Source organism: Paenibacillus sp. MAHUQ-45, assembly GCF_058133325.1.
The window spans coordinates 667,129-693,157 of sequence record NZ_JBYUPV010000001.1 but is presented as its reverse complement, the minus strand read 5'-3'; the positions used below and the strand labels follow the sequence as shown (position 1 = coordinate 693,157).

The following is a 26,029-nucleotide window of genomic DNA, read 5'->3' as shown; positions in this document are numbered from 1 at the left end:
AAGGAAGTATTTTAAAAAATGTACCCTGGAACAAGCGCCAGGGTACATTCAGTTCCTGCTTCTTATTCCACTGCTGCGTTGGCTTCTTCCTGAACCTTTTGCAGTGCTTCGCCCATCTTCTCAGGTGTGGTCTGTCCGCCGATCAGCTTTTGAATTTGAATGTTGCTGATCTCAGTGGTTACATCCGCTTGCACAAGAGAGTCAAAAGCTGGGAATGAGGATTGGGAGTTGTTCAGTACAGCCACGATCTCGCTCATCAGATCATCTGTAATATTTTGATTCAATACGTTCTGGTCAATCTTCATTGCAGGCAGCACACCATCTTCTACAAGTCCGCGAAGCTGCATTTCTTCATTAAACAGGTTCTTGATGAAAGATTTCACTGCAGCCAATTGACGAGGGTCATTAGCTACCGCAGCAGAGAAGCCGTAACCATTGTTCACATCGCGCATCAGGGATGTTTGGTCACCCACGCCGCCTTCAACTGGTGGAATATTGAAGAATCCAACCTTGCCGATCAGACCTTCACCAGATTGACCTGGTTTAAATACGGAAGATTTCCATGTTCCGTCATACAACAGGATGGCTTCACCGCTCGTGAATTGTGTTGTATATTCAGCGTACTCGAAGCCTAGCTCGCCTTTTTTGAAGTAACCTTTGTCTTCCCAATCTTTGTACTTGGCAAAGCCGGCAACGACTTGCGGATCTGTCCATTTAGCTTCGCCAGTAGCGAACTTAGCAGTGACTTCCGGTCCAGCATAGCGCGACCACAGGTGGTTAGCCAACATCAACGGTACCCAGCCTGCTTTGGAAGCAGCAGCCAATGGCACTTTGCCGTCAGCCTTGATATCTGCCAGTTGTTGTTCCAGCTCGGCAAAAGTCGTAGGAGCCTTCCAACCTTTGCTGTTGTAGTACTCTTTGTTATAGAAGAATCCTTCCCCGGAACCGCCGATTGGCAATCCGTAGATCTTACCTTCATAAGTAAACGGATCAAGGTTGGAGAACTTATCTTTGATACCCAGTTCTTCCAGAATAGGTGTCAGATCAAGAAGCTTGTTTTCTTTCGCATAAATCTTGGAGTCAGGGCTACCGAACAGATCGAATACCTGCGGTGGATTGCCTGCTGCCATTTCACCACGAAGTTTTTCTTTACGGTTAACGTCTGATTCAACGCCGTCCAGCTTAAAGGTTAAACCAGGAACTTCCCCTTCTACTTTCTTAACTACATCCTCCAAAATAGCCAAGCGTTTTTGTTTATCTGCCCCTACTTGTGTATGACGAATCGTCATTTCGAACGGTTCCGCGCTTACCGGTTCTTCCGTAGCTGGAGCGTTCGTAGCCTCCACCGTGTTGGTTCCAGTTTTGTTGCCTTCACCATTCGTAGTGCTAGTGTTGTTATTATTCCCTCCACAACCTGCCAGTAGCGCAGAGCTTACGAAAATCAGGGACAATAGCAAAGTCATACTTTTTTTCATTTTTGTGACCCTCCCTATTTAATGATTTCGTTTACAGTTTCTATTATAAAAAAAGGTGATTATTAGCGTAAGGTTAAGATTCATCTACAATAGGGATAAAATTGTCTAATGTAAGCGAAATCATTGTTATTTTTTAACTTTTAACGTTAGAATATATTACATTATTAATTGTAAAAGCTAATTACAAAGTCAAAATATCGTCTGAAAATAAGGGAAAACACTGCTTATTAAGATGTTAAATCAAATATATGTTATGTATTTTAACACAAACTAGGAAGAACGACTCTTTTACGTAGAATTTGTAAGCGGATTATTCTTATATCATAACAGAAGCCGCCCCTTTAGCAGCAGCTATTCTGGGACGGCTTCTTATGTTCTTATGAGTAGATATTATACCAGTTCGACCTGTTTGCGACCTTCTTCAACCAGTCGGTAAGCCCGCTCTATTTCCTCTTCAGTTGGGCTGGGAACACCCTCAAGCTCATAGGCCTTGCCTAACATCTCCCATTTGTATACGCCCATCTGGTGATACGGCAGGATCTCGAACTTCTCTACCCCATTCAGACTGCCAATAAAGCGACCAAGATTTAGCAAGTCTTCTTCCCGGTCATGAATGCCAGGAACATAGACGTGCCGGATCCACATTTTGCGATTGTGATCTGACAGCCAGCGTGCAAGCTTCAGTGTCCGTTCATTGGATTTGCCTGTCAGCTTGATGTGGGCTTCGTCATCGATATGCTTGAGATCCAGCATCACGAGATCTGTCACATCCAGCAGATCATTAATCTTGTCACCTTCATTGTAGCCGTTGGAATCCAGTGTAGTGTGCAGATTCCAGCGTTTCTTCACTTCCGTGAACAGTTGCTTGACGAAATGCGCCTGCAGCGTCGGCTCTCCGCCGGATACGGTCAAGCCACCTCCGGACGTACGGTAATAGTTCAAGTAAGGCTCGATCTCCGCCAGAACCTCTTCCAGGCTCATTTCCTTACCCTCATCCAATGCCCATGTATCTGGATTATGACAATATTGGCATTTCAGCAGACAGCCTTGCATGAACAAAACAAAGCGAATACCAGGCCCGTCAACGGTTCCAAAGGTTTCTAAGGAGTGTATGCGACCTTTAATCATTAGGAGTCATCCTTTCTCCACGACTGACCACAGCCTCTCCTTCCGAAGAAGGTCCCTGTCCTTAAAGACTGTTGTCCCCTTAAATCGCGGTCCCGAAATTTAAAATTTTAACCAATTTAAAACAAGATTTTACCGCCCTTGTGACAAGGGCGGCATCTCCTTGCGAGTATCTTAATGATATAGCCAAAGCATTTCAGTTATCGAACGACTTACATCGAACCATGGAACGTACGGTTGATTACATCCAATTGTTGTTCGCGAGTCAGCTTGATGAAGTTAACGGCATAGCCGGATACGCGAATGGTCAATTGTGGGTAGTTCTCTGGATGTTCCATAGCATCCATCAACTGCTCGCGGGCGAACACGTTGACGTTCAAGTGGTGACCCTTGCTGCCGAAGTATCCATCCAGCATGGATACCAGGTTAGATTTACGGCCTTCTTCTTCCTTACCCAATGCCTTAGGCACGATGGAGAAGGTGTTGGAGATTCCGTCAAGGCTATCTTCGTAAGGCAGTTTGGCAACAGAGCTCAGGGATGCCAGGGCGCCCTTCTTATCACGGCCGTGCATTGGGTTAGCACCTGGTGCGAATGGCTCGCCTTTTTTACGTCCGTCAGGTGTAGTACCTGTCTTCTTACCATACACCACGTTGGAAGTGATGGTCAGTACGGATTGTGTTGGCAGAGCATCACGGTAAGCATTGTGTTTGCGAATCATAGTCATGAAGGATTCAACCAGTTCTACAGCAATGCTGTCTACGGAATCATCATTGTTACCGTAGCAAGGGAATTCACCTTCGATTTCAAAATCAACGGCAATGCCTTGTTCGTTACGTACTGGTCTAACCTTCGCATGTTTGATAGCGCTCAGGGAGTCAGCTGCAACAGACAAACCGGCGATACCACAAGCCATAGTCCGCAGAATATCGCGGTCATGCAAAGCCATTTCAATACGTTCGTAGGAATATTTATCGTGCATGTAGTGAATGACATTCAGCGTGTTCATATACAGCTTAGCCAACCACTCCATCATTGGTTTGAAACGTTTCATTACTTCTTCATAATCGAGAACTTCGGAAGTGATGCGCGGAAGCTCAGGTCCAACTTGCACGCCGGATTTTTCGTCCACACCACCATTGATAGCATACAACAATGCTTTTGCTAAGTTGGCACGTGCGCCAAAGAATTGCATTTGTTTACCGATACGCATTGCAGATACGCAACATGCGATACCGTAGTCATCGCCATAGATTGGACGCATCAAATCGTCATTCTCATATTGAATGGAGCTGGTCTCGATGGATACCTTGGCACAATACTTTTTGAAGCCTTCAGGCAATTGCTCGGACCACAGTACAGTCAAGTTTGGTTCCGGTGCAGGTCCCAAGTTGTACAGGGTGTGCAAGAAACGGAAGCTGTTCTTGGTAACACGAGTTGTGCCGTCTACGGACATACCACCAATGGATTCTGTAACCCAAGTTGGGTCACCACTGAACAGTTCATTATAATCAGGTGTGCGCAGGAATTTAACAATACGCAATTTCATTACGAAATGGTCTGTTAACTCTTGTGCTTGTTCTTCGGTCAAAATGCCTTCTGCGATATCACGCTCAACATAGATATCAAGGAATGAGGATACGCGTCCAAGGGACATTGCCGCACCGTTCTGTTCTTTGATTGCTGCCAGGTAACCGAAGTATACCCATTGGAAGGCTTCTTTGGCAGTGTTAGCTGGCTTGGAGATATCAAAGCCGTGCATAGCCGCCATTTTCTTCAGTTCGCCCAGTGCGCGGATCTGTTCGGAAATTTCTTCACGAAGACGAATTACGGATTCGCTCATGGCATCTACTTCAAGATTTTTGAGGTCTTGTTTCTTTTCATTGACAAGGAAATCAATTCCGTAAAGCGCTACGCGGCGGTAGTCACCAATGATCCGGCCACGGCCGTAAGCATCAGGAAGACCGGTAATGATACCCGCTCTACGCGCTGCTCTCATATCATCTGTATATGCATCAAATACGCCTTGGTTATGCGTTTTGCGAATGTTCGTGAACATGTCGACAATGCCTTGCGGAAGTTCAAATCCGTATGCGTTACAGGCATCGATCATCATTTTAATACCGCCGAACGGTTGAATGGAACGTTTGAAAGGCGCGTCAGTCTGAACGCCGACAATTTGCTCCTTGTCTTTGTCAATGTAACCAGGATTGTGCGAAACGATTGTAGATACAGTGTTCACATCTACATCAAGCACACCGCCATTGGCAATTTCCCGTTTGGTCATTTCAGAGACAATTTTCCACAGTTCCTTGGTATTCTCAGTAGCTCCGGCGAGGAAATCTTCCTTGCCCAGGTAAGGGGTAATGTTCTTCTCAATAAAGTCATTCACGTTAACTTTTCTGGACCATTTACCTTTTGTAAAACCGTGCCAACCCGACTTCACTTCTTGTACATCTTTTTCAATCACCGACATGCTAAATCCCTCCATCTATATTTATAGTATTGTAGAGATCGCGGGCTTGAAGGTTAATCCCGTGTCTCGCGACCCCTTAATATGGTTGTTATAAAATTCACAATAGTGATTTTATAACCGGGATCGTTGTTTGTTTATATGAATATTTTAGTTTATTTTCTGAAAAAGGACTGTGACAAATATCACCTTTTCGGTGATATTTGTCACTAGCATCCAGTTTCTCAAAGAACGAAATCCTTAGCTCAAAACCGTGGTATTAGTTATCAAATTTGCCGTAGAAAGCATTGCGGTATACGTCTGCAAGCTCGCTGACAAGTGGCATTTTCGGATTAGCAGTTGTACATTGGTCTTCAAATGCACGGTCAGCCAGATAATCTACACGCGATTCGAAATCCTTAGGATCAAAGCCCAGCTGTTGGAACGACTCCTCAATACCCAGCTTCTTGTTCATGTCGCGGATCGCATTGATCAAGCTGGTAACCCCTTCTTCGGTGGTACGAGCTGGCAGTCCCAGAATACGGGCGATCTCGGCATAACGCTCGTCAGCAACGAAGTGCGAATATTTAGGGAACGAAGCAAACTTCGTTGGTTTCTTGGCATTGTAGCGGATAACGTGTGGCATAAGAATCGCATTAGTGCGACCATGAGCCGTGTGATATTGACCGCCCCATTTGTGCGCCAAACTGTGGTTGATGCCCAGGAATGCGTTGGCGAAAGCCATACCAGCAAGCGTGGAAGCATTATGCATTTTCTCACGAGCCAGCGGATCAGCTTCCAGTGCCGATTTCTCCAGGTATTGGAATACGAGCTGGATCGCTTTGATGGCAAGACCATCGGAGTAATCACTAGCCATAACCGATACATAGGCTTCAATCGCATGTGTCAACACGTCCATACCTGTGTCAGCAACAGCAGTTTTTGGCAAGCTATATACGAACTCTGGATCAATGATAGCTACATCAGGTGTGAGTTCATAGTCAGCCAAAGGATATTTGGTGTGTTTTTCAGTTGTTTTGTCAGTGATAACCGCGAAAGAAGTAACTTCCGAACCAGTACCCGAAGTCGTTGGGATGGCAACGAATTTAGCTTTGTTACCCAGTTTAGGGAACTTGTAGACCCGTTTGCGGATATCCATGAATTTTTGTTTCAGACCGTTAAAGTCAGCGTCTGGGTGTTCGTAGAACAACCACATACCTTTAGCTGCGTCCATAGGGGAACCGCCGCCGAGAGCAATGATGCAGTCCGGTTGGAATCTGTTCATCATAGCCGTACCTTTTTCCACTGTAGTGGTCGAAGGATCTGGTTCTACTTCCGAGAACACTTCGATAGCTACTGGTGTTTGACGTTGACGCAGATAGTGCTCAACTCTTTCCACGTAACCCAGTTTCACCATCATAGGGTCTGTGATAATCGCAACGCGTGTAATATCAGGCATTTTGGCAAGGTATTGTGTTGCACCTTTTTCGAAATAGATCTTGTCGGGTACTTTAAACCATTGCATATTCACGGTACGACGATTCACCCTTTTCACGTTGATCAGATTGATGGCAGTCACGTTTTGCGATACCGAGTTGCGTCCGTAAGATCCACAGCCCAGTGTCAGCGAAGGGATATTAGTGTTGTAAATATCGCCGATGGCACCGTGTGTCGATGGCGAGTTCACCAGAATACGTCCGGTTTGCAGACGGTTCGAGAACTTCATGATCACTTCTTCATTGTTCGAGTGGATAGCCGAGCTGTGGCCCATGCCTCCGAACTCAACGATCTCGGCAGCACGTTCGATACCTTGATCAGCATTCTTAACTTTATAGCAAGCCAGTACCGGACTCAGCTTCTCTGCAGACAATGGGAATTTTGTTCCTACGCCTTCAAGTTCAGCTACCAGGATTTTGGTGCCTGCTGGCACTTGAATACCGCACATTTCCGCGATCTTCGTTGCAGATTGACCAACAATTGCCGGGTTCACTGCACATTTTTCAACGTTCATTGCACCGGAAGTCAGCTTAGCAGCTTCTTCTTTGTTAACGAAGTAACATCCGTTCGCAATCATTTTCTTCTTCACTTGGTCAAAAATAGCTTCTTCAATAATAACCGCTTGTTCGGATGCACAGATCATACCGTTATCGAATGTTTTCGAAAGGATTATGTCAGTTACCGCTTGGTCGATGTTAGCACTCTTCTCGATAAAGGCAGGTACGTTACCAGGACCTACGCCCAGAGCCGGTTTACCACAGCTATAAGCCGCTTTAACCATGGCCGATCCGCCTGTTGCCAGAATCAGTGCAACGTCAGGGTTATTCATCAATGCGTTTGTTTTGTCCATCGTTGGCATTTCGATCCATTGGATACAGTTCTCAGGTGCGCCAGCTTTTACTGCTGCGTCATGTAGAATTTTGGCGGATGCTGCACTACACTCTTGCGCAGATGGATGAAAACCAAATATAATAGGGTTACGTGTCTTAGCGGCGATCAGAGCTTTAAACATCGTGGTGGATGTTGGATTGGTTACCGGTGTGATACCCATAACGATCCCGACCGGTTCGGCGATCTTTTGGAAACTTTCGTAGGAGTTGTCTTCGATGACCCCTACGGTCTTATCATATTTAATTCCGTGCCAGATATATTCTGTTGCGAAAATGTTCTTCGTGATTTTGTCTTCGTAGACGCCTCGACCTGTTTCTTCAACGGCCAGTTTCGCCAGATACATGTGCTTGTCGAGTCCTGCCAACGCCATTGCATGAACGATTGTGTTGACCTGCTCTTGATCCAGCTTCATGTACGCTTCTTGAGCCTTCTTGGCTTTATCTACCAGAGTCTGAATATATTCCTCAGCTGTTGGTTGCTTCACTTGGGCGGGCACTTCATTTTTAACTGCCATGTCCCTCGTCCTCCTGTCAATTTTTGAGTTGTTTTTCTCTACATGTTCATATTATCACATACTTTTCGTCTTGTATAGTGAAATCTTTCACAAAGTATAAAGTTTTTTTGACGTGTTTCAAAGCGCTTTCATTCAATCATATTTAGGATTTATAACCATATTTTATTTAAAAAATGGTTTAATTCACCTGATTTCACCCTTTCCATCCAACTTCCCCCTTATTTATGTGGAACTAAAAAGACATCCTGCTCTCCATTCAACACTCTACGAATCACAAAAGGTTCACAACTCACTTTCCTCTCTATCTCCTCCGGAACCACTCTTTTCAAATTCATTCATTGCCAGCAAAAAAGGGATGTTCCTCACCATCTACATGGCTTTTGGAACATCCCTTTGTTCGTGCTATTCAGTTACAGTGATTACACTGACATCTGATTATTGTACTTTGATTCCATCGAAGAATTTCTCTTGGACTGTTTTAGCAGCAGCATCAAGCTGAGCTTTGGAATCTGTTCCTTTTTTGGAGAACAGCTCTTGAATGACATTGGACATAGTTGCATAGTAGTCCTGAGTATTGTACTGAGCTTCTGGCTTACCATCCAGCAGGTTCATGATTTCTGGATTGTATTGATAAACGTTAGTGTACTTGTCATAGACAGCTTTAGTCTTCTTACCGAATTCGGAATCAGCGGAGAAGTAGTCAAGGAGCGGCGGAATGAAGAATTTACCGTCAGCCTGACGTTGCTTGATTACCGCATCAAGTGCATCCAGACCCTTGTCAGAGAAGTAATCGAATGTGATGTAACGGAACGCCATTTCTTGCTCGTCTTTCGTTGCATTCGGGTTGATTACAAGATAATCGCCACCCAGTACGCCTGTGTGCTTGCCGCCTTTTTCAGCAGCAGGCATTGGGTACGTCAATACTTCTTCAGGTTTCAGACCACCTTGGTTCAGAGCTTGCTCGATAACGCCGTCAGAACCAGCCATAACCATTGCAGTACGGCTTTGTTGGAATGCGCCTACAGCATCGCCCCAGCCAAGTGCCCAGTCTTGAGGAATAGCATTAGCTTCCCATCTAAGCTTCTTATAGAAGTCCAGTGCTTTCACACCAGCGTCGGAGTTGAATGTAGCCACAACCTTGCCGCCGTCAATATTTTGGATTTCTCCACCTGCTTCGAACAGGAAGTTGGTCCAGTTCCAGCCTGCTTCATTACCTTTACCCATTGGAGCAATACCGGAGATACCTTTTTTAGTATCCGCTACGCCCTTGGCAGTGTTCAGCATATCGTCCCAAGTCCAGTCAAGTGGAGGAACAGCCACGCCTTTGTCATCAAGCAGCTTTCTGTTGATCATTGTAGTGGTAACATAACCTTTTTGTGTTACGCCATACACTTTGCCATCAATGATGAACTGATTCTGCAGGACAGGGTTAATTTCATCTTTGTGTTCATATTTGTTCCAAAGATCTGAGATATCGGCTACCCAGCCCTTTTCAACCAGGAACTTGGCTTCTGTAGCGAAGGTATTGAAGAACGTTGGTGCCTCGTTGGCAGCCATCTTGATGCCGATTTCATTTACGTTGTACTGCCAGTCATCCTTAAGAATTTCAACGTTTGGATATTCAGCTTGGAAACGCTTGATTTTGTCATCTTCCTGAGCTCTGATCTCGGTAAGGTCAGGTGTCGGATAGTGAATCTTGATTGTAATTTTTCTTTGGGTAATGTCATCCTTAGCAGCTGCATCGGTACCGCTCGAATTCTCTTTTGCGGCATTCGTTGGGGCTGTGGTTGGATCCCCGCCCTTGTCGCTGGCTGAATTTCCGTTGTTGTTGCCGCCACAAGCGGAAAGCAACGAACCGGCCATCAGGAGGCTTAGTAGCATAGCGGAATACTTGCGCATTGAAACTCCCCTTTTCAATTTCATAATTATCTTACACATTGATCATAAAAGAGAAATCGTTTACAAACGAGGTGCATTTATATTCCTTTTATGTGCAAGTTTACGATCGATAGTAAAATCAGACATTAAATCAGACATTTAAATCAGCCTTTGACAGCGGATAACGCCACACCGCGCATAATGAACTTCTGGAAGATCAAGAATACGACAATTGGCGGCAAGCTGACCAGGAAGAGAATCGCAAACTTGATATTGGTATTGAGTGCCTTAACGTTAATAACATACTTATACATCGCCGTTGCCAAGGTGTACTTGTCATCACTATGCATAACGAGTGACGGCCAGTACCAGTCATTCCACGCCGTGGAGAAGATAAAGATAGCCAGTGTTGCAAAAATCGGAACCGACAGCGGAACTGCGATGGAGAAGAAACTTCTTGGCTCCGAAGCACCGTCGATCCGGGCGGCTTCGAAAATTTCTGGGTGAATTCCGTCAAAGAAGTTCTTAAGCAACAGGAAATAAAATGTATTCGCACCTGCTGGCAGCCAGAACGCTGCGTATTGGTTCAGCAAGCCAAATTCCTTCAGGTTGACAAAGTTTGGAACCATGTAGCTGCTCGCCGGAATGAACAGGGTCATCAGGAAGAAGAAATAGATCGCTTTCTTATAAGGGACATTCATCCGGGAGATACTGAACGATGCCATTCCCAATACTACCAGAGTCATTATCATATTACCTACAAAGATATAGATCGTGTTTCTCAGGTAAGAAAACAGATCAATATATTTGAAAGCTTGCTTCAAGTTTTCAAAATGCCATTCCTGCGGGAAAAAGTGCGGCGGGAACGTATTCACTTCCGTATTGGACTTGAGTCCGTTGAACATCATCATGAGTATAGGATACAGCATACTGAACACCATGGCACATATAACCAAGACCATTATTCCATATCCGATTTTATTACTGGTCTGCTTAAGATCGTGTTCCGATAATATCCCTCTGTCTCCACTTTTCATCTTAGTTGTCCTCCTTGTTGAGCTTGAACTGTAAGACGCCCAAACCGCCCAGGACAATGAACATAAGCATGCCTAGTGCAGTAGCCGTTCCATAATCAAGTCTTGTAAATGCATATTTCACCATCAGCAGCGCATAGGTCAACGTAGCGTTGTTAGGTCCACCATCAAGCAATGCCATCTGTGATTGGTACCCTTGCGAAGTGCCGATAACCTGCAAAATAAGCATCAGGATGATCAGATTACGTATTGAAGGCAGTGTGATGTGGCGGATACGTGCCCATACACCGGCACCGTCGATTTCTGCCGCTTCATACCAGTCACGCGGAATACTGAGCACCGCTGCCAGATAGATTAGCATCCCTGAACCGAATTGCTGCCAGGTCTCCATAAAGACGAGTGAAATCATAGACCACTTCGTGTCTGTTAAAAACGAAATCGAGTCAACCCCCAAACTACCCAGTAACGCATTGATTGGTCCCACCGGATCATATAGCCATCTCCATAGTCCGTACAATACAACACCCGGTACAACGAAAGGCAAGTAAGCTGCTACCCGCACAAAGCCGCCAAATCTGCGGAGCTCCGAGATCGCGATCGCGAAGGCAATTGGAACCCAGAATCCGAGAACAAAACATAATGCCATATAATAGAGAGTGTTCTTTACAGCCGTTAATACGTCGGGATCAGTGAGCGCTCTTGCATAGTTGTCAAAGCCAACAAACGTATTGCCTGCGACGAAATCGACATGATAAAAGCTGTACACTAAGCCCTTCAAGATAGGAACCCACATGAATAGAATGAAAATTACAAATGCGGGTAATAGGAACATGTAGCCCCAGAAGTTTTTCTTCCAGCGGCCATTCCGTTGTGGCGTCGATGATTTACGCTCCATCTGTGCCCCCGGGTTTTCGTTTACTACTGCAGTTTGGTTCATCAAGCTCCCTCATTCCTTTGGTTCGTTCGGCATTTTTCGCAAAATGCTTCCTACCTTAAATTGTAGAAAATCAGGCTTGTACTGAACATGTGTATATCTATCGAAGTCATGAGTGTTCTTACTTCTTCAATTCACTGGGGCTAATTCCATAGTATTTTTTAAATATTTTGCTAAAATGTTCCGGTGATTCATAGCCCACTCGCTCTGCAATTTCATATCTTCGCAGATCCGTGTTCAGAATCATCTCCCGGCTCTCCTCCATCCGCAGCTTGATTACATATTCCCACAGATTGAAGCCCGTATTCTTCTTGAACAGGTAGCTCAAATAGTTGGGACTCACATGATTTTTCTTCGCCACCTCGTGAATAGTCAGACCTTTTAGCGCATAGTTCTCGTCGATATATTCCTTCGCTTTCTGGACAATAAGGTTGCTTCGTGTATGTAACTCTTCAGCAGAAGGGTCTACCGCATAATTATTCCAGTTAAAATCACCATAGTAGAACACATAGTGATCGCTATGTTCCTTGTTCCAGAGAATGGCCTTTGAAGCCTGGCGGTTCAACACGTTCATAAAAGGCAGTCCCTTCAAAATCTGGCTGATCCCGATAACAGCGTGCAGGTGCAGATATTTATGAATATTAAAATGCAAGCTGCGCCCCAGAACATCCAGTCGATTAATCTGGCCGGATGAAGATTCTTCATAGCTTTTCTCATCCCACTGGATAATGATCGTTATTTCTCCGTCTGGAGAGTAAAAAGCAATCGAGTTCCACTCCTGGTCCATCAATTCCTTAGCAATATTCAGGGCAGCATAACTTAAGAGGCGCTTATCATTGGCGCAATATTTCTTCTCTGACCCCGGATCAGACAACGGAAGCTTGATCTTGATAACCGAGAAGAAAGGTCCCTGAAGGTTAAGGGCATCTATTTTTTGCAGACCACGCGGGTCAGCCAGCACCGAATCCGGGTTCGCCAGCAATTCAGTCAGCAGTTGACTGTACTCCGGTTGCGTCTCTTCCAAGCGAAAGCTCTCGCTTATACCGGACATGAACGTATCCAGCTCCGGTGAAGGTTTATCCAGCTTCAGCAGCACATTGCGTACAGAATCCAGAAACTGCTCGCTGTTCAACGGCTTGATCAAATAATCCTTGGCCCCTAACCGCACAGCCATTTGTGCATACTGAAAGGTCTCATGAGCTGAGATGACAATGGTCTGTACCCAAGGTTTGGCCAGCTTCGCATGCTGCATCAGCTCAATACCGCTCATGGCACCCATCTGGATATCCGTGACCAGCAGGTCAATATCTTCCATGCGAATGCAATCCAGCGCCTCAAAACCGCTATTTGCCGTATAAATATGATCGATCTCCAGACCGGAGGAAGACAGCAGGTTGCTCAGTCCTTTAACAATCAACGGCTCATCATCCACTACCAATATATTAAACATATCCATAATCTCCTTTTATTCGTGATTTTCTGATTTCGGCAGCTTGACTATTACCTTGGTTCCGCCACCTGCACGGGCCGCATAGCTAATGCCATATTCAGGGCCAAAATGCAGATGTATACGCTGGTTGACATTGCGGATGCCGTATCCGCTCGTAGGATTTGGATTTTCTTCATCGAGAATCCACATAATTGCCTCAAAATCAACCTCTTTGTAACCGTTATCTTCAATGGAGATTAGTATGTAATCCTCCTCCATCCAGGCTGAAATAATAATCTCGCCGTCTTCCCCCATGTTCTTGACGCCATGAATGATTGCGTTCTCGATCAGCGGCTGCAAAGTGATCTTGGGAATCAAGTTGCTCTTGATATCCGGCTCAATATTCATCTCAATCCGAAAAACATAATCATGCCGGTGCTGCTGGAGCTTGATATAAGCAGAAGCGTGTTCCAATTCTTCCTCCAGTGTGATCAGTTCTCTGCCGCGACTGAGGCTGATCTTCATCAGTTTGGACAGCTGCTTGATCATCTCGGCAGACTCCGCATTGCCCTCTAGAGATATTTTCCAATATATGCTCTCAAGTGTATTATATAGCAGATGGGGATTGATTTGTTGGTAAAGCAATTGCAGTTGCGATTCTTTCTGCTTCAGTTCCATCTTGTACTTGTAAGTAATCAGGCCATTAAGCCTACGGGCCATGTCATAGGTGGAAGTGATCAGCACACTGACCTCGTCATTGCTGCCCCATCTCGGCGTCTCTGGAACACGGTTGCCAGGCTCGTATTTACGCACGAAAAAGGCTAGCTTTTGCAAAGGCGTCATCAGAGAACGCCAGAAATATGTAATTATGATCAATCCGAATACCGCATAGGCGATAGTGATATATTGTATGACCCGCTTCATTTCATTTTGCTGCTGCAACAGAGCCTTTACAGGAACCTTGTAGATAAGCTTCTGACCCAAAGCATGGTTATTATTGACCACATAAATAAAATCACTCGTAATCACATCCACGATGCCTTCCGGATCTCCTGCCTCTGCCCCTTCAGGCAGCTCAATGTGGTCCCCTAAATTGTTAATCGTAGAAGCAAGCACAAGGTTATTCATATCTGTGAGATATATCTCACCGTCAGGCAGGGATATCGATTTGAGTGATTCAGTGATCTTGGACTCCATCTTGGTAACAACCAATACCCCGATTGTTCCTTCTCCTCGATAAATGTTGTTGACTGCTCTGACGTAGGTTAGTGTCTTGTTATTCTCGGCTTGGACACTGAGCCTGTCCATAAACTGTAGATAGCCACGGCCTTTTTGCTGCACTGTCGATTGGAACCAACTAGGCTCCTCATCCTTGGAGAAAAAATAAACTCCCGCCTTCTTGACTTGCGGAAAGTTCGGGGCAAAGAAATATTTATCCTCTGGGTCGTATACATAGAGTGAGTAATAAACTACATCATCCTTGCTGGTACCCTGGGAGTAGCTGAGCAACAGCTTTTCTATTGCCTCATAACGCTTGAACGAATCCATCACAATTTCATTAGTTTTTGTACTCAGCTGTTGGATCAGCGGGTTCTGAATGATGGTGGTGGTGATTTTGTTAACGGTCTCAATATCTCGGTTAATAATGGTAAAGTTCTGTTTGTTCAGCTCCACATATGCATTCGTAACATGCCGCTTGAGAATGCCCTCGGCCTTCAAATTGCCGTAACTGTTCAGAATCAGAATGGGAGAGATCATAATCAGGAATAGCAGGATCAACTGCTGCTTAACGTTCAGTTTCACAAGTGGCTTAACAAGCTTTCTCCACATAAGGCACACCTCCAGCTTCAATACTATAACAAACGCTATGTGCGTCATATATGTCTATTCTAAAGTCTTTTATGGGTATTTGTATCTATTTTTCTGCTGTAAGCTAAATAAATGTTATGTTATGCCCGAGTCAAAGGAAGTAAAATGCTAAATTTACAATTATACCTTAACAGGCAACACAAAGAAGACTGGAACAGCTCGTTAGAACGGTCCCAGTCTTCTTTGATACTTATTATTAGTGCTCTATAATCTGGTATATCCGTTTAAATGAAGCCATGAAGCGCAAGTCTCCGTCCAGCCACTCGTGTGGTGCTCCTCCGTAGCCAGGCCTAGGCCGTGTCTTCCGTGTGCATAGACATGCAGATCAAACGGAATATGATGACGCCTCAGAGCTGTGGCGAAAAGCAGGCTGTTCTCAACCGATACTCCTTCGTCATCTGATGTGTGCCACAGAAAGGTCGGCGGTGTGTCCGCTCCCACTTGCAGCTCGCTGCTTAATAGATTCACCAGTTCACTTTGCGGAGAAGAACCCAGCAAATTTTCCTTGGACCCCTTATGCACCACCTGGTCATCCATAGAAATTACCGGATAGCACAGAACCATGAGATCCGGACGGCTGGACACCCGTTCCACCGGGTCACTGTCCGCCGCATTGCCCTTGTCAAACAACACCCCAGCCGTGGAGGCCAGATGACCACCTGCGGAGAATCCAAGCATCCCGATTCGGGCGGGATCAATCCTGAATTTCTCAGCATTCATGCGCACTGTACGCATAGCCCGCTTGGCATCCAGATGTGCGCTGGGATATTGGTAGGGCGCTACGCGGTAGCGCAGCACAAAGGCTGAAATGCCCAGGCTGTTGAGCCAGATGGCAATCGGTTCTCCTTCATGATCTGCACGCATTCCGTAAGCACCACCGGGGCAGATCACAATCGCGGCATTGTCGTCCCCTTCAACAAGATAAGGTGTAATTGCTGGACAGTCTTCGTCACTTGTACCCGCAGCTCCGGGAGCACCCTCAGGCCATAAAAGAATGGTCTCCATTTCTCATCCCTCAATCTTCCTTGATAGACTTAGCATTCATGAGAGAATTCCCTCATAATGACATCAGTCTATCAAGTTAGAGGAGTTCATGCAATCCGGCAACAACAAGATCAGCTTCCTTGAGAATTTCTGGCTTGCCGATGCCGACTACCTTCATTCCTGCTGCTTTACCTGCTTCTACACCAGCTTCTGCGTCTTCGAACACAACGCATTCCTCCGGCTGCAATTTAAGCTCTACTGCTCCGGTGAGGAAAACTTCAGGGTCAGGTTTAGCATTGGACACTTTATTACCATCAACTACAGCATCGAATAGTTCGGTAATGTTCAGCTTATTAAGAATGAACATGGCGTTCTTACTCGCTGAACCAAGCGCGATACCAACACCGCGTTCTCTGAGACCAAGGAGATATTCTTTGACTCCAGGCAACAACTCGGATTGATCCAGCTTGTTGATGAACTCTACGTACAGCTTGTTTTTCTTATCGGCCATGGCGATTTTTTCTTCCTCCGGGAAGTCAAGACCGCCTACCTCCAGCAGGATATCGAGCGATCTCATCCGGCTTACGCCTTTGAGTCGTTCGTTATCCTCCTCTGTGAATTCGAAGCCAAGCTCACGGGCAAGTTCTGCCCAGGCCAGGAAATGGTATTTCGCCGTATCTACGATAACACCGTCCAGATCGAAGATGGCACCTTTCATATTTTGCAGCATGAAGTTCTGTCCTCTCTATGTGTTGATCATATATTTATTATTGTATCTGAAAATACATTGCAATGCCGATCAAGCTATACAGCAGCTCCTGCGCTCTGTAGTTTCAGCTGAACACCCGGCTGGCATAACTGCGGCTCCGCGCCGTCTACAACAAAGGTTAATGCTCCGTTGTTGCCAGCTGCAGCTGTAATGGTTACTTCCTCACGGCTGATACGCAGCGTGTAAGTTCCTCCGCGCAGTACCACCGGAAGCTCCACTGCCTTCCATTTCTGTGGCAAAGAAGGTTTGATATGCACTGTGTCTCCATTGAAATGCACGCCGGCAAAACCAAGTACCGCTGCCATCCACGCACCGCCGTTCGCTGCCGGATGCGTTCCGCCAATGTAAAGATCGCCTACGTATTGTTTCGATTCACCGGTCAAATCTACAGTAGCAGTCCGCATGAAGTACGGATATCCCCAATCGGGAGAGCCGATATCAGCAGCGACCAGGGCATAGATGCACGGGCTGAGACTGGAGCCATGCTCGGTGCGAGGCTCGTAGAATTCCCAGTTCGCCTTCTTAACTTCTTTGGAGAAGGAATGCTTGAACAAGTTCAACATGAGCACAACATCTGCTTGCTTCAGAATCTTTGTTGTTGTAGCCAGGCCGTTGCCGCCGCCCCAATATTCGTTTTTGTTCAAAACACGCGATTTCAGGTCAGCCAACGTAACTTCTTCCAGGGTATGATAACGGTCAAATTGTTCAATGATAAGTGTCTCTTCATCCGGCTGTGGAACATAGAAGCTCTCCAGCATCGAACTGATCTCGGTCAGGAATGGACCGTCTGCGAACTGAGTCGCCAGCTTTTCAAACTCAGCAGAATGCTTCTCTTTCAGCAATTCCGCTGTCCGCAGCGCAATCTCCAGACTTTCCTTGACCAGCGCATTCGTGAAGGCATTGTTGTTGACACGTTCATGATATTCATCCGGTCCGGTTACATCCAGAATTTCATAGCGCTTCTTGACTGGATTGTAGAATGCGTAGGAATAGAAGAATCTGGCGCACTCCCAGATCACCTCTGCTCCACCATCCACGAGCAAGCTGTCATCACCGGTAAACTGCACATACTGCCAAATACCGTGGACAACATCCGCACTGATATGCACCTGTTTATCCCGGAAATAAGTACGCATAGGCCGTCCAGTGAACACATCGTTCACATTGAACAGAGTACAGGCATCGTCACCCGTATCCTGACTCTCCCAAGCATAGAATGCACCAAGGAAGCCATATTCCGCTGCCTTGCGGCGAGCTCCATCCAGCGTGTGGATGCGGTACATCATCAGATTGCGGGCGGTACTCGGATCACTGTGCAGGAAGAACGGCAGCATGAACATCTCTGTATCCCAGAACACGGCTCCCTTATAGACTTGCCCGGACAAACCACGTGCCGGAATGGAGACCTTCTCCGATTCTGTTGGAGCAATGATCAACAGCTGATAAATGCTGTATCTGAGCGCCATTTGGGCTTCATCGTCACCTTCGATGATCACATCACTGCCCAGCCAACGATCTTCCCAGCGCTGACGATGTGCTGCAAGCAGCTCATCATATCCTAGCTTAGCCGCAGCCTGAACAGCATCTACAGCATTCTCCACCGGTGCTTTACCGCCATCAAGGCCGGTGTATACCGACACATACTTGTGCCATTCGTAGGTTTCGCCTGCCTTGGCATCCAGCAAGAGCTTGCGGATGGCTAGGCCATCCACAATTTGCTGCTCTCCAAAGCCAAAATCAGCGATTTCTGCCACGGCAACCGGAACGTTCAATTCTCCGGAAACCGCACTAGAGATCAGTACATCGCCCTCGGCGTATTCTTTTTTCTCGAAAAGGTGAGGACCATTGATATCCCACACCTCTCCGTCGATTCCCGTCTCAATATCAATTCGGCAATCGATTGTGCTCGTGACAGTAAGTTTGCTGAGAAGCAGATGCAGGTTATCCATGCTTGCAAAACGCTCGGCGGTAACGGTCACCGTGCCTCCCTCAGGCGTACGGTACACCGTCTCGCGACGGTGGATTGCACTGCGGAAATCCAGCTCCTGTATGTGGGATACCGGTTCGGTATCCAGCACACTAAGCGGCTGACCGTTGCAGGAGATGACTGTGAACAATCCATTCGGAGCGTTCACAGGCTCACGCCATTTCTCACCAGCTCGATCATAGAGACCGGCCAGAGTCACTGCAGACAGCTGCTCCTTGCCGAATTCTTCAAGTGTGCCGCGATAACCCATATAGCCGTTGCCGGTCATATATTTGTTCCCATTGGTCGTTATCAGGTTCTTGTCGAAGCTCTCTTCTCTAACTGTCCAGTTCAACCTGCAATCATCCCTTCGCCCAGCGGAAGCACCGTACCGGAGGCATCCACTTTAATTCGTTGCCCGTACACAATAATCTCAGTGCTACCGCCGCTAATGGCTTTCAGACTAACGTTATCCTTGCTCACAACAATCTTCAGCAGCACTCCCTCATACATTACCTGGAAGCTGTAAGATGTCCAACGCTCAGGCAGGGATGGCTGGAATGACAGACGCTCACCGTCGGAACGCATGCCGCCAAATCCGTACACAATGTTCATCCATGCCGCAGCAATAGAGGTTGTATGAAGTCCTTCACGGGTATTGCGGTTATAGTTATCCAGGTCAAGACGTGTTGCGAATTCAAAGAAGTTGTACGCTTCCTCATGCTTGCCGATTTCGCTGGCAAGAATGGAGTGAATCGATGGCGACAACGAAGACTCATGGATACATCTTGACTCATAGTATTCATAGTTAGCGAGCTTCTCTTCCTTAGTGAACTGCTCACTATACAGGAACATGAACATCAGCACGTCTGGCTGTTTGATCATGTCATAACGGTACAGACGATCGTACGACCAGTTCGAATACAGCGGGAATTCTGTCACTGGAATGGAGTGGATATCAATGTGAGGCATATCAAAGAATCCGTCATGCTCCTCAAACACTCCCGTTTCCTTATCTACAGGAATCTTCATTTTCTCTGCCTTGTTGCTCCAGTCGCCCAGTTCTTCCTCACGCAGTTCCACTTTAGCTGACAATTCAGCGAATTCAGCCGGAGCTTTTTCCTTCATTTCCTGAATCGCTTCCAGGGCAAATTCGAAGGATTTCTTGGCCATTAGGTTGATATAGCAGTTATTGTTCACCATCAGTTGGAATTCGTCTGGTCCCATAACTCCAAAATAACCGTATTCACCGGTACGTTGTCCCCACTGACCGCGTGTCGCATAGAAGCGGCTGATCTGGATCAGCATTTCTACCCCTTTGCTGAATAGGAACTCTTTGTCTCCAGTATTCTTGACGTAGTGCCAAATACCAAAGGATACCGCCGTACCTACATGCAACTGCAGGTTGGAGTGCTGCCACAGGTCACAGCTTTCCGTTCCGTCAATGGTAGCGATCGGGTAGCAAGCACCTTCGCAATCCACATCTTTGGCGCGTTGCATAGCTTCAGGAAGCGTTCTGTAACGGAACTCCAGCAAGCTCTTGGCTGCCTTCGGATTGTTGAACATATAGAAAGGAAGACAGTAGGATTCTGTATCCCAGAAGGCAAGTCCGCGGTATACCTCACCCGTCAAACCTTTGGCTCCGATATTAAATCCCGGATGGTCGCCATGGTAGGTCTGATACAATTGGAAAATGCAGAACCGGATACCCTGTTGGTTCTCAGGATCGCCTTCGATACTAATATCACTGGTCTCCCAGATTCCGTTCCAGTAAGCTTCTTGCTCGGCAAGTACAGCTTTCTCTTCCAGACTGGATGACGCCAAAGCCAGACCCAGACCTTCACTCCACAGTTCTTCGGCACTTCTTGCGGATGTGCTGTCTGCGCAGTTGATAGCAAACTTCGTAAAGTGTGCAGTTTCACCTTGGGTCAATTCCAGTGAGAAGCTCTGTCCAATGAATTTCTCACGTTCAACACGTGCCGTTTCCAGCGGTTGGGAAGCTTTCAATGTGAAGCTGGAGAACAGCTTGTTTCCGGTATTTATAGTGCTCGCCAAAATTGCCGAGATTCCATCTTGCTCTCCGCTGCGAACAGGGTTCCACATGCTCACGCCGCGCTCTTCATGAATGATATTGAAATCAAGACCTGCAATGATATCCACACTTCCGGAGAAGTTAAGTGGCTCAAATGCAACTTGCTGCAAACCAAGGTGAGACATAGTCATGCTGACCAGTCGAGTGAAGACAAGCTTCAGGCTTTTCCCATTCTCCAAATGCCATACAAATTCCCGGCGGTAGGTACCCGTGCGGAAATCCAGTTTACGTACATAATCCGAAATCTTGCTCTTGGCCAGATCAAGCTGTTCGCCGTCTACAGCGATACGTGTATGTAGCCAGTCCACGGAATTGACCATATACCGCAAAGAACGAATAATTCCTTTATAATGGTTGCCAATATCCAGCTGTTCATTTAAACCGTTGAAATAACTCCCGATCAGACTGTCACCGCTGTATCCTTCTTCAGCGTATCCACGTACGCCCATGTATTCGTTACCTAGTGAAAAGATAGATTCGGAAACCCGGTTCCGCTCCGTGTCGAAGCCCTCTTCGATAATTGCCCACGGATCTACTTTTAGATATTTGTCCGCCACTTTAGCCATGTATGATTTCTCCTTCTCCTGAGTTTTGTCCGCCCGCCCTCAAAATCACAGAGCTCCAGACGCTCAACTCTAGGATATCGTCCGGCTTTATTATCGCCAATGTCCGGCTGTAACAGAGTTATGTGCATTTATACGAAATTATGAGAAACCAGCGTACAAACCAACCTCTTTTGCAAAAAAGACAACAAAAAAACAACCGAATCCCACTATATGTTTATAATGGAAATGGTTGTTTTTCTATGCACCTTAGTTACTCTTTATACTCCTAATGGCGCAGAAATTATATTAAATCTCACACATTTGAAGTGAAAATAATCACAATGTTAAAAATTCGACACTTTTAAGGGCTTTTTTTTACCCATATCTGGCCAATTTCAAGGTATAATTAATTTAAAATTTACTGAAAAACTGAGGGAATAAAGGGGATGTCGATTATGATCAAGGAATACCACAATGCTATCGAAGCCCATGGCAATACAAAATGTTTCTCCGAGCAGAACTTCAACAGACTTCTCGTCACAATGAAAGAACGCACAGTCCCTGAAGGATCACATCTATTCTGGGAAGGCGACTATTCGGATAAACTATTTTACATCAAACGTGGACGTGTGAAATTAACCAAATCTACTGATGAAGGCAAAGAACTCATTCTCTATATGTATCAAGCCGGCGACATGGTCGGTCAAGCGGATCCTTTCTTCAGCACGAAGCATAGCTTTACAGCCGAAGTCATTGAAGACAGCGAAGTAGGCGTTATAGAGCACAAGGATCTGGAGATTCTCATCTGCCAGCACTGCGACTTTGCCATTGACTTCATGAAATGGATGGGTATTCATCATCGTCTGACACAGACTAAATTCCGTGATCTGATGATGTATGGTAAACCTGGCGCACTCTGCTCTACGCTGATTCGTCTGGGCAACACCTACGGTGAGAAGAGCGGCGAGAACATTCTGATTAATAAGAAAATTACACACACAGACCTTTCCAATATGATCGGAGCTACCCGCGAGAGCGTTAACCGGATGCTGAGCGATCTTCGAAAGAAAGATGCTGTGGAATATGAGAATGGCATGATCGTCATCAAGGATCTGGGCATGCTGCAGGAAATTTGCCATTGCGAAATGTGCCCGGGAGAAATTTGCCGAATCTAACGCCCTAATCTAATACCCTCTATTCACCTCATTGAATCATACCTGACCCGATTACTTTTACGGAACTTAATAGAGTGGTCAAGACGCCTTGCGAGGCGTCTTTTTTTATGCTTGAAGGAAGACTGACCCCTGCTTCACCTCAATTACAATTAGCGTTAGCCCTGTTGTTGTAATTGTAAATATAAATACAATATGGTGATTCAATAACCAAGATAAATGCAAAAAAAAGTGACAGGTTGGTTTGACCATATCACTTTATTTTTAACACTGAATTGGTATAGTTTCCCTAAATAGTTATACTAATCCAAACTAATAAAGAATATTTGGTCTTTACCACAATTACTGTGACGTGCCGGCCTTCAGCGTTGTACTCATTTTTGTTTAAGTTAGGGCAATCTGATTTTATATAGTGTCTTGATCAATAGTGTTGGAATCGGGGGGAAGCATAAGAAGCAGCAAGGGTATCAATGTAGTCATTCCTCCCACAAAAACGATATAAGGGGCAGCATGCCCAAAGGAATCGAATAAGTACCCTCCTAAGGCAGGACCAACAATCATGCCAATATTGGAGCCTGCGGAGTATTTGCCATAGGCATTTCCCGTGTTATTCTCATAAATGCCTTTCATAAACATTGCGTCCAGCGAGAACTCCAGCATGGAAAATGACAAAATAAAAAATGTCCAAACTAAAGCAAACAGACTTAGTCTAGGAGAAAAAAGAAGGGCTGCTACCGTAATAACGGACATCGCGGTTGATACAATAACGGCTTTACGGTAACCTAGACGATCCCCGAGTTTGCCTAGATAAGTACCTGAAAATGAGGAAATCAGCAAAGGCAGCAAGAAAGTAAGAGCGATCTCCTCAATATCTGCGTCAAATACATCTTGCAGATAAGGAATTAACAGAACGATAACCATACTTGAGATCAGCCTAAAGATCACGTTTACCGTCCAGATCTTACGTTTCTCAGGTGTCAGAACAATAATTTGCGGATTCATTTCTTGATTTGAATCTTCAGTCCTCAATAACAGTGAAAAAAGAAGTGATAACAAGGCAACTGCTCCGCAGACCGTGAACAACACCTTCCATCCATTAAGTAATTCGTAGTTAGTTAATATGTAGAAGCACAATCCGATGCCGATGAGTCCTCCTAAATTTCGATTACTATCAAATCGCCCCAGTTGTTGCGCTAAATTTGTATTACCATCAGCGATCATTCCGAAGACAGCAAGGGTCAGCAAAATGTTTGCGATACCGTTAAGCACTCTTGCAGACATCAAAAGTAGCAATTGATCCGCCAGCGCAAATGTGAAATAGGCCCCCACAAAAAACAGCAAGGAAGCTATAAAAATGGAGCGTCTGCTATATTTGTCGGATATTTTACCAAGCAGTAGCCTCATGAATAATTGGGCAAATGAGAACACAGATACCAAAAGGGTGAACTGAAATGTAGTATATCCAAGTTCCTCAGTATACACCGGCAACAAAACATCAAAAAAGATAAAAGGTAAAGATATCATTAAAATTGGGATCGATATTTTCTTATATGACATTTACTCACCTCTAATCATAACCTTGCTGTCATTCTCTGATGAAAGCGGCTACTTCCACCCGTTCTTTTATATAAGCAATAAGATCTGTAACACGCGTGAATAGCGCATACGAAATCATTGTTTCTTCAAACGTAATGTTAAATGTACTTTCACAAGCCACAACAATTTGGATAAAATCAATTGAAGAAATACTTAAGTCCTCAAAAGCGGTATCTTTGGTTAAATCTTTTGTCAATTCTGCCGGAACAGTAGATTTAATAATTTGAATGACCTGTTCATCGAGCACATCACTTTTGATACTATCACAGATGTTCGCTGAACTTGCTGCAAACTGTTCCACCATGCGTTTCCGGTCACGCTTTCCCGAAGATGTGTAGATAAAATCATCGACCTGGATAAACCGGGAGGGAACTGCATAGGGAGCCAATTCTTTAAGGAGAAATCTCCTAATATCCGTATAATTCACCAATTCGTCGCTTATATAAAAGGCTACAATTTCTTTCGTGTTTCCATCCATTTCAATAGTCGCCGCGGAAGCTTTCCGAATCTTCTTATATTGTTGAACATGATATTCGACCTCTTCCAGAGAAATCCGGTAGCCCCTCAATTTGATCTGATTATCCAGCCGACCCAAATAAATATACAACCCTTCATCCGTCCTTTTGACGTAATCACCTGTGCGGAATACACGCATGTTCAAGACTTCGTGAACAATAAATTTTTGACTAGTCAAGGTTTCATCATTCAGGTATCCTTTCGAGAGACAAGGACCACCTATGCAGAGCTCCCCTATGCCGGGACCCTCAAGCAACCCGAGATACTCATCGACAAGGAACGGTGAGACCCCCAAAGTCGGACTACCAATCGGAACATGGATATCAGCAAAATCAAAAGGAACCTTAAAATAGAAGGTATCATCTGAGCATTCGCTTTGACCATAAGCATTGATGATAGGAATGCGATAAAGGCGGTAGAAGCTACGGACAACATCCCCATTCAGCTTTTCTCCAGTTAGGATTACATACTGTAAATGCTTAAGATCTAACTGTTTGTGCCTTCCCTCTACTAATAAACAGTAGGAATGCAGCAGCTGGGGGACTAATGATACGACCTGTATACCATCACGATTAACCTTTTCAAAGAAAAGCAGAGGATTTTTGATGATGGAATCTGGATAGATGACAAGGTGTGCGCCTATAATCAAAGAACCATAGATTTGCCATATAGATGCAACGAACCCTATGCTCAAGCTTTGGCATAATACACTCTGAGTAGTAAGCCCGAGCAGTTGCTTCTTGCCTTCGATTTGATTATATACCGTTTCATGCGGCAGTAACACGCCCTTAGGCTTGCCTTCTGATCCAGAAGTGTATATACAAAAAGCCAATTCGTTATCCAAAAAATTGGACAGAGTGGTAGTAGGTGCAACTGAGTCTGGATCAACATAGTACGTTGGAATAACAAACGTTAAGGCATCCAACGATGCAGCGATTTCATCACTACCGCATATAATAACAGTTGCCTGGCTGTCATGGAATATCTTCTGAACCCGTGTTTCCGGAAGACTGCTATCCAGCGGCAAAACCAATGCGCCTACTTTATGAACAGCCAGCATCGCTTTCACCGTATCGATCGAATTAGGCATATAAATGATTACTCGATCATTGGGAACGATACCCATTTCTAAAAGCCGGTTCGAAATTGAATCTACCCCACAAGCCAATTGAAGATATGTGATCGATCTCTCATTATAAGTAATTGCGAATTTATGGGGAACATACTCGACTTGCTCATAAAATAATGCATACAAGTTTTTCATGGGCATACCTCCATACTCCGTGTCTTTTC

The 26,029-nt window shown here is 45.4% G+C and carries 16 protein-coding genes; 1 reads left to right on the top strand and 15 read right to left on the bottom strand.

Annotated elements, in window-relative coordinates; genetic code table 11:
• Positions 1 to 62: 62 nt before the first annotated feature.
• From AC3Y23_RS03040 to AC3Y23_RS02980, 13 genes are all read right to left on the bottom strand, one after another.
• Positions 63 to 1,475 carry an extracellular solute-binding protein gene (locus AC3Y23_RS03040; protein ID WP_379195459.1) on the bottom strand — a complete coding sequence of 471 codons (1,413 nt, stop codon included), beginning with the start codon at positions 1,473 to 1,475 and terminating at the stop codon, positions 63 to 65.
• 390 nt (positions 1,476 to 1,865) lie between these two features.
• Positions 1,866 to 2,603 carry a pyruvate formate-lyase-activating protein gene (pflA, locus tag AC3Y23_RS03035; RefSeq protein ID WP_379195457.1) on the bottom strand — a complete coding sequence of 246 codons (738 nt, stop codon included), beginning with the start codon at positions 2,601 to 2,603 and terminating at the stop codon, positions 1,866 to 1,868.
• A gap of 209 nt (positions 2,604 to 2,812) precedes the next feature.
• Complete coding sequence (gene pflB / locus AC3Y23_RS03030) at positions 2,813 to 5,074, bottom strand: formate C-acetyltransferase (protein WP_379195455.1); 2,262 nt, start codon at positions 5,072 to 5,074, stop codon at positions 2,813 to 2,815.
• A 256-nt stretch (positions 5,075 to 5,330) separates the two neighbouring features.
• A complete protein-coding gene (gene adhE / locus AC3Y23_RS03025; protein ID WP_379195453.1) occupies positions 5,331 to 7,952 on the bottom strand; it encodes a bifunctional acetaldehyde-CoA/alcohol dehydrogenase in 2,622 nt (873 codons plus the stop codon).
• Positions 7,953 to 8,387: 435 nt separating this feature from the next.
• Complete coding sequence (locus tag AC3Y23_RS03020) at positions 8,388 to 9,851, bottom strand: ABC transporter substrate-binding protein (protein WP_379195451.1); 1,464 nt, start codon at positions 9,849 to 9,851, stop codon at positions 8,388 to 8,390.
• Between the two features lie 143 nt (positions 9,852 to 9,994).
• Entirely contained in the window at positions 9,995 to 10,867 is an 873-nt protein-coding gene (locus AC3Y23_RS03015) for a carbohydrate ABC transporter permease (RefSeq protein ID WP_379195449.1), read from the bottom strand.
• Between the two features lies 1 nt (position 10,868).
• Positions 10,869 to 11,759, bottom strand: a complete 891-nt coding sequence (locus AC3Y23_RS03010) for a carbohydrate ABC transporter permease (RefSeq protein ID WP_379195764.1) — start codon at positions 11,757 to 11,759, stop codon at positions 10,869 to 10,871.
• A 160-nt stretch (positions 11,760 to 11,919) separates the two neighbouring features.
• Entirely contained in the window at positions 11,920 to 13,248 is a 1,329-nt protein-coding gene (locus AC3Y23_RS03005; RefSeq protein ID WP_379195447.1) for a response regulator transcription factor, read from the bottom strand.
• A 15-nt stretch (positions 13,249 to 13,263) separates the two neighbouring features.
• Entirely contained in the window at positions 13,264 to 15,057 is a 1,794-nt protein-coding gene (locus AC3Y23_RS03000) for a cache domain-containing sensor histidine kinase (protein ID WP_379195445.1), read from the bottom strand.
• 243 nt (positions 15,058 to 15,300) lie between these two features.
• Positions 15,301 to 16,101 carry an alpha/beta hydrolase gene (locus AC3Y23_RS02995; RefSeq protein WP_379195443.1) on the bottom strand — a complete coding sequence of 267 codons (801 nt, stop codon included), beginning with the start codon at positions 16,099 to 16,101 and terminating at the stop codon, positions 15,301 to 15,303.
• 76 nt (positions 16,102 to 16,177) lie between these two features.
• On the bottom strand, positions 16,178 to 16,810 hold the full coding sequence (gene pgmB / locus AC3Y23_RS02990) for a beta-phosphoglucomutase (RefSeq protein WP_379195441.1): 633 nt from the start codon (positions 16,808 to 16,810) through the stop codon (positions 16,178 to 16,180).
• Positions 16,811 to 16,884: 74 nt separating this feature from the next.
• Positions 16,885 to 19,170, bottom strand: a complete 2,286-nt coding sequence (locus AC3Y23_RS02985) for a glycosyl hydrolase family 65 domain-containing protein (RefSeq protein WP_379195439.1) — start codon at positions 19,168 to 19,170, stop codon at positions 16,885 to 16,887.
• Complete coding sequence (locus AC3Y23_RS02980) at positions 19,167 to 21,473, bottom strand: glycoside hydrolase family 65 protein (protein ID WP_379195437.1); 2,307 nt, start codon at positions 21,471 to 21,473, stop codon at positions 19,167 to 19,169. The genes AC3Y23_RS02985 and AC3Y23_RS02980 overlap by 4 nt, the downstream gene beginning before the upstream one ends.
• Before the next feature lie 434 nt (positions 21,474 to 21,907).
• Between AC3Y23_RS02980 and AC3Y23_RS02975 the strand changes: the two genes are divergently transcribed.
• The gene (locus AC3Y23_RS02975; protein ID WP_217622451.1) at positions 21,908 to 22,627 is read left to right on the top strand and encodes a Crp/Fnr family transcriptional regulator; all 720 of its coding nucleotides are present in this window, start codon (positions 21,908 to 21,910) and stop codon (positions 22,625 to 22,627) included.
• A gap of 402 nt (positions 22,628 to 23,029) precedes the next feature.
• Here the strand turns inward: AC3Y23_RS02975 and AC3Y23_RS02970 are convergent, their stop codons facing one another.
• Both AC3Y23_RS02970 and AC3Y23_RS02965 read right to left on the bottom strand, forming a co-directional pair.
• Complete coding sequence (locus AC3Y23_RS02970; protein ID WP_379195434.1) at positions 23,030 to 24,181, bottom strand: MFS transporter; 1,152 nt, start codon at positions 24,179 to 24,181, stop codon at positions 23,030 to 23,032.
• A gap of 28 nt (positions 24,182 to 24,209) precedes the next feature.
• On the bottom strand, positions 24,210 to 26,000 hold the full coding sequence (locus tag AC3Y23_RS02965; RefSeq protein WP_379195432.1) for a non-ribosomal peptide synthetase: 1,791 nt from the start codon (positions 25,998 to 26,000) through the stop codon (positions 24,210 to 24,212).
• Between the last annotated feature and the right edge of the window lie 29 nt (positions 26,001 to 26,029).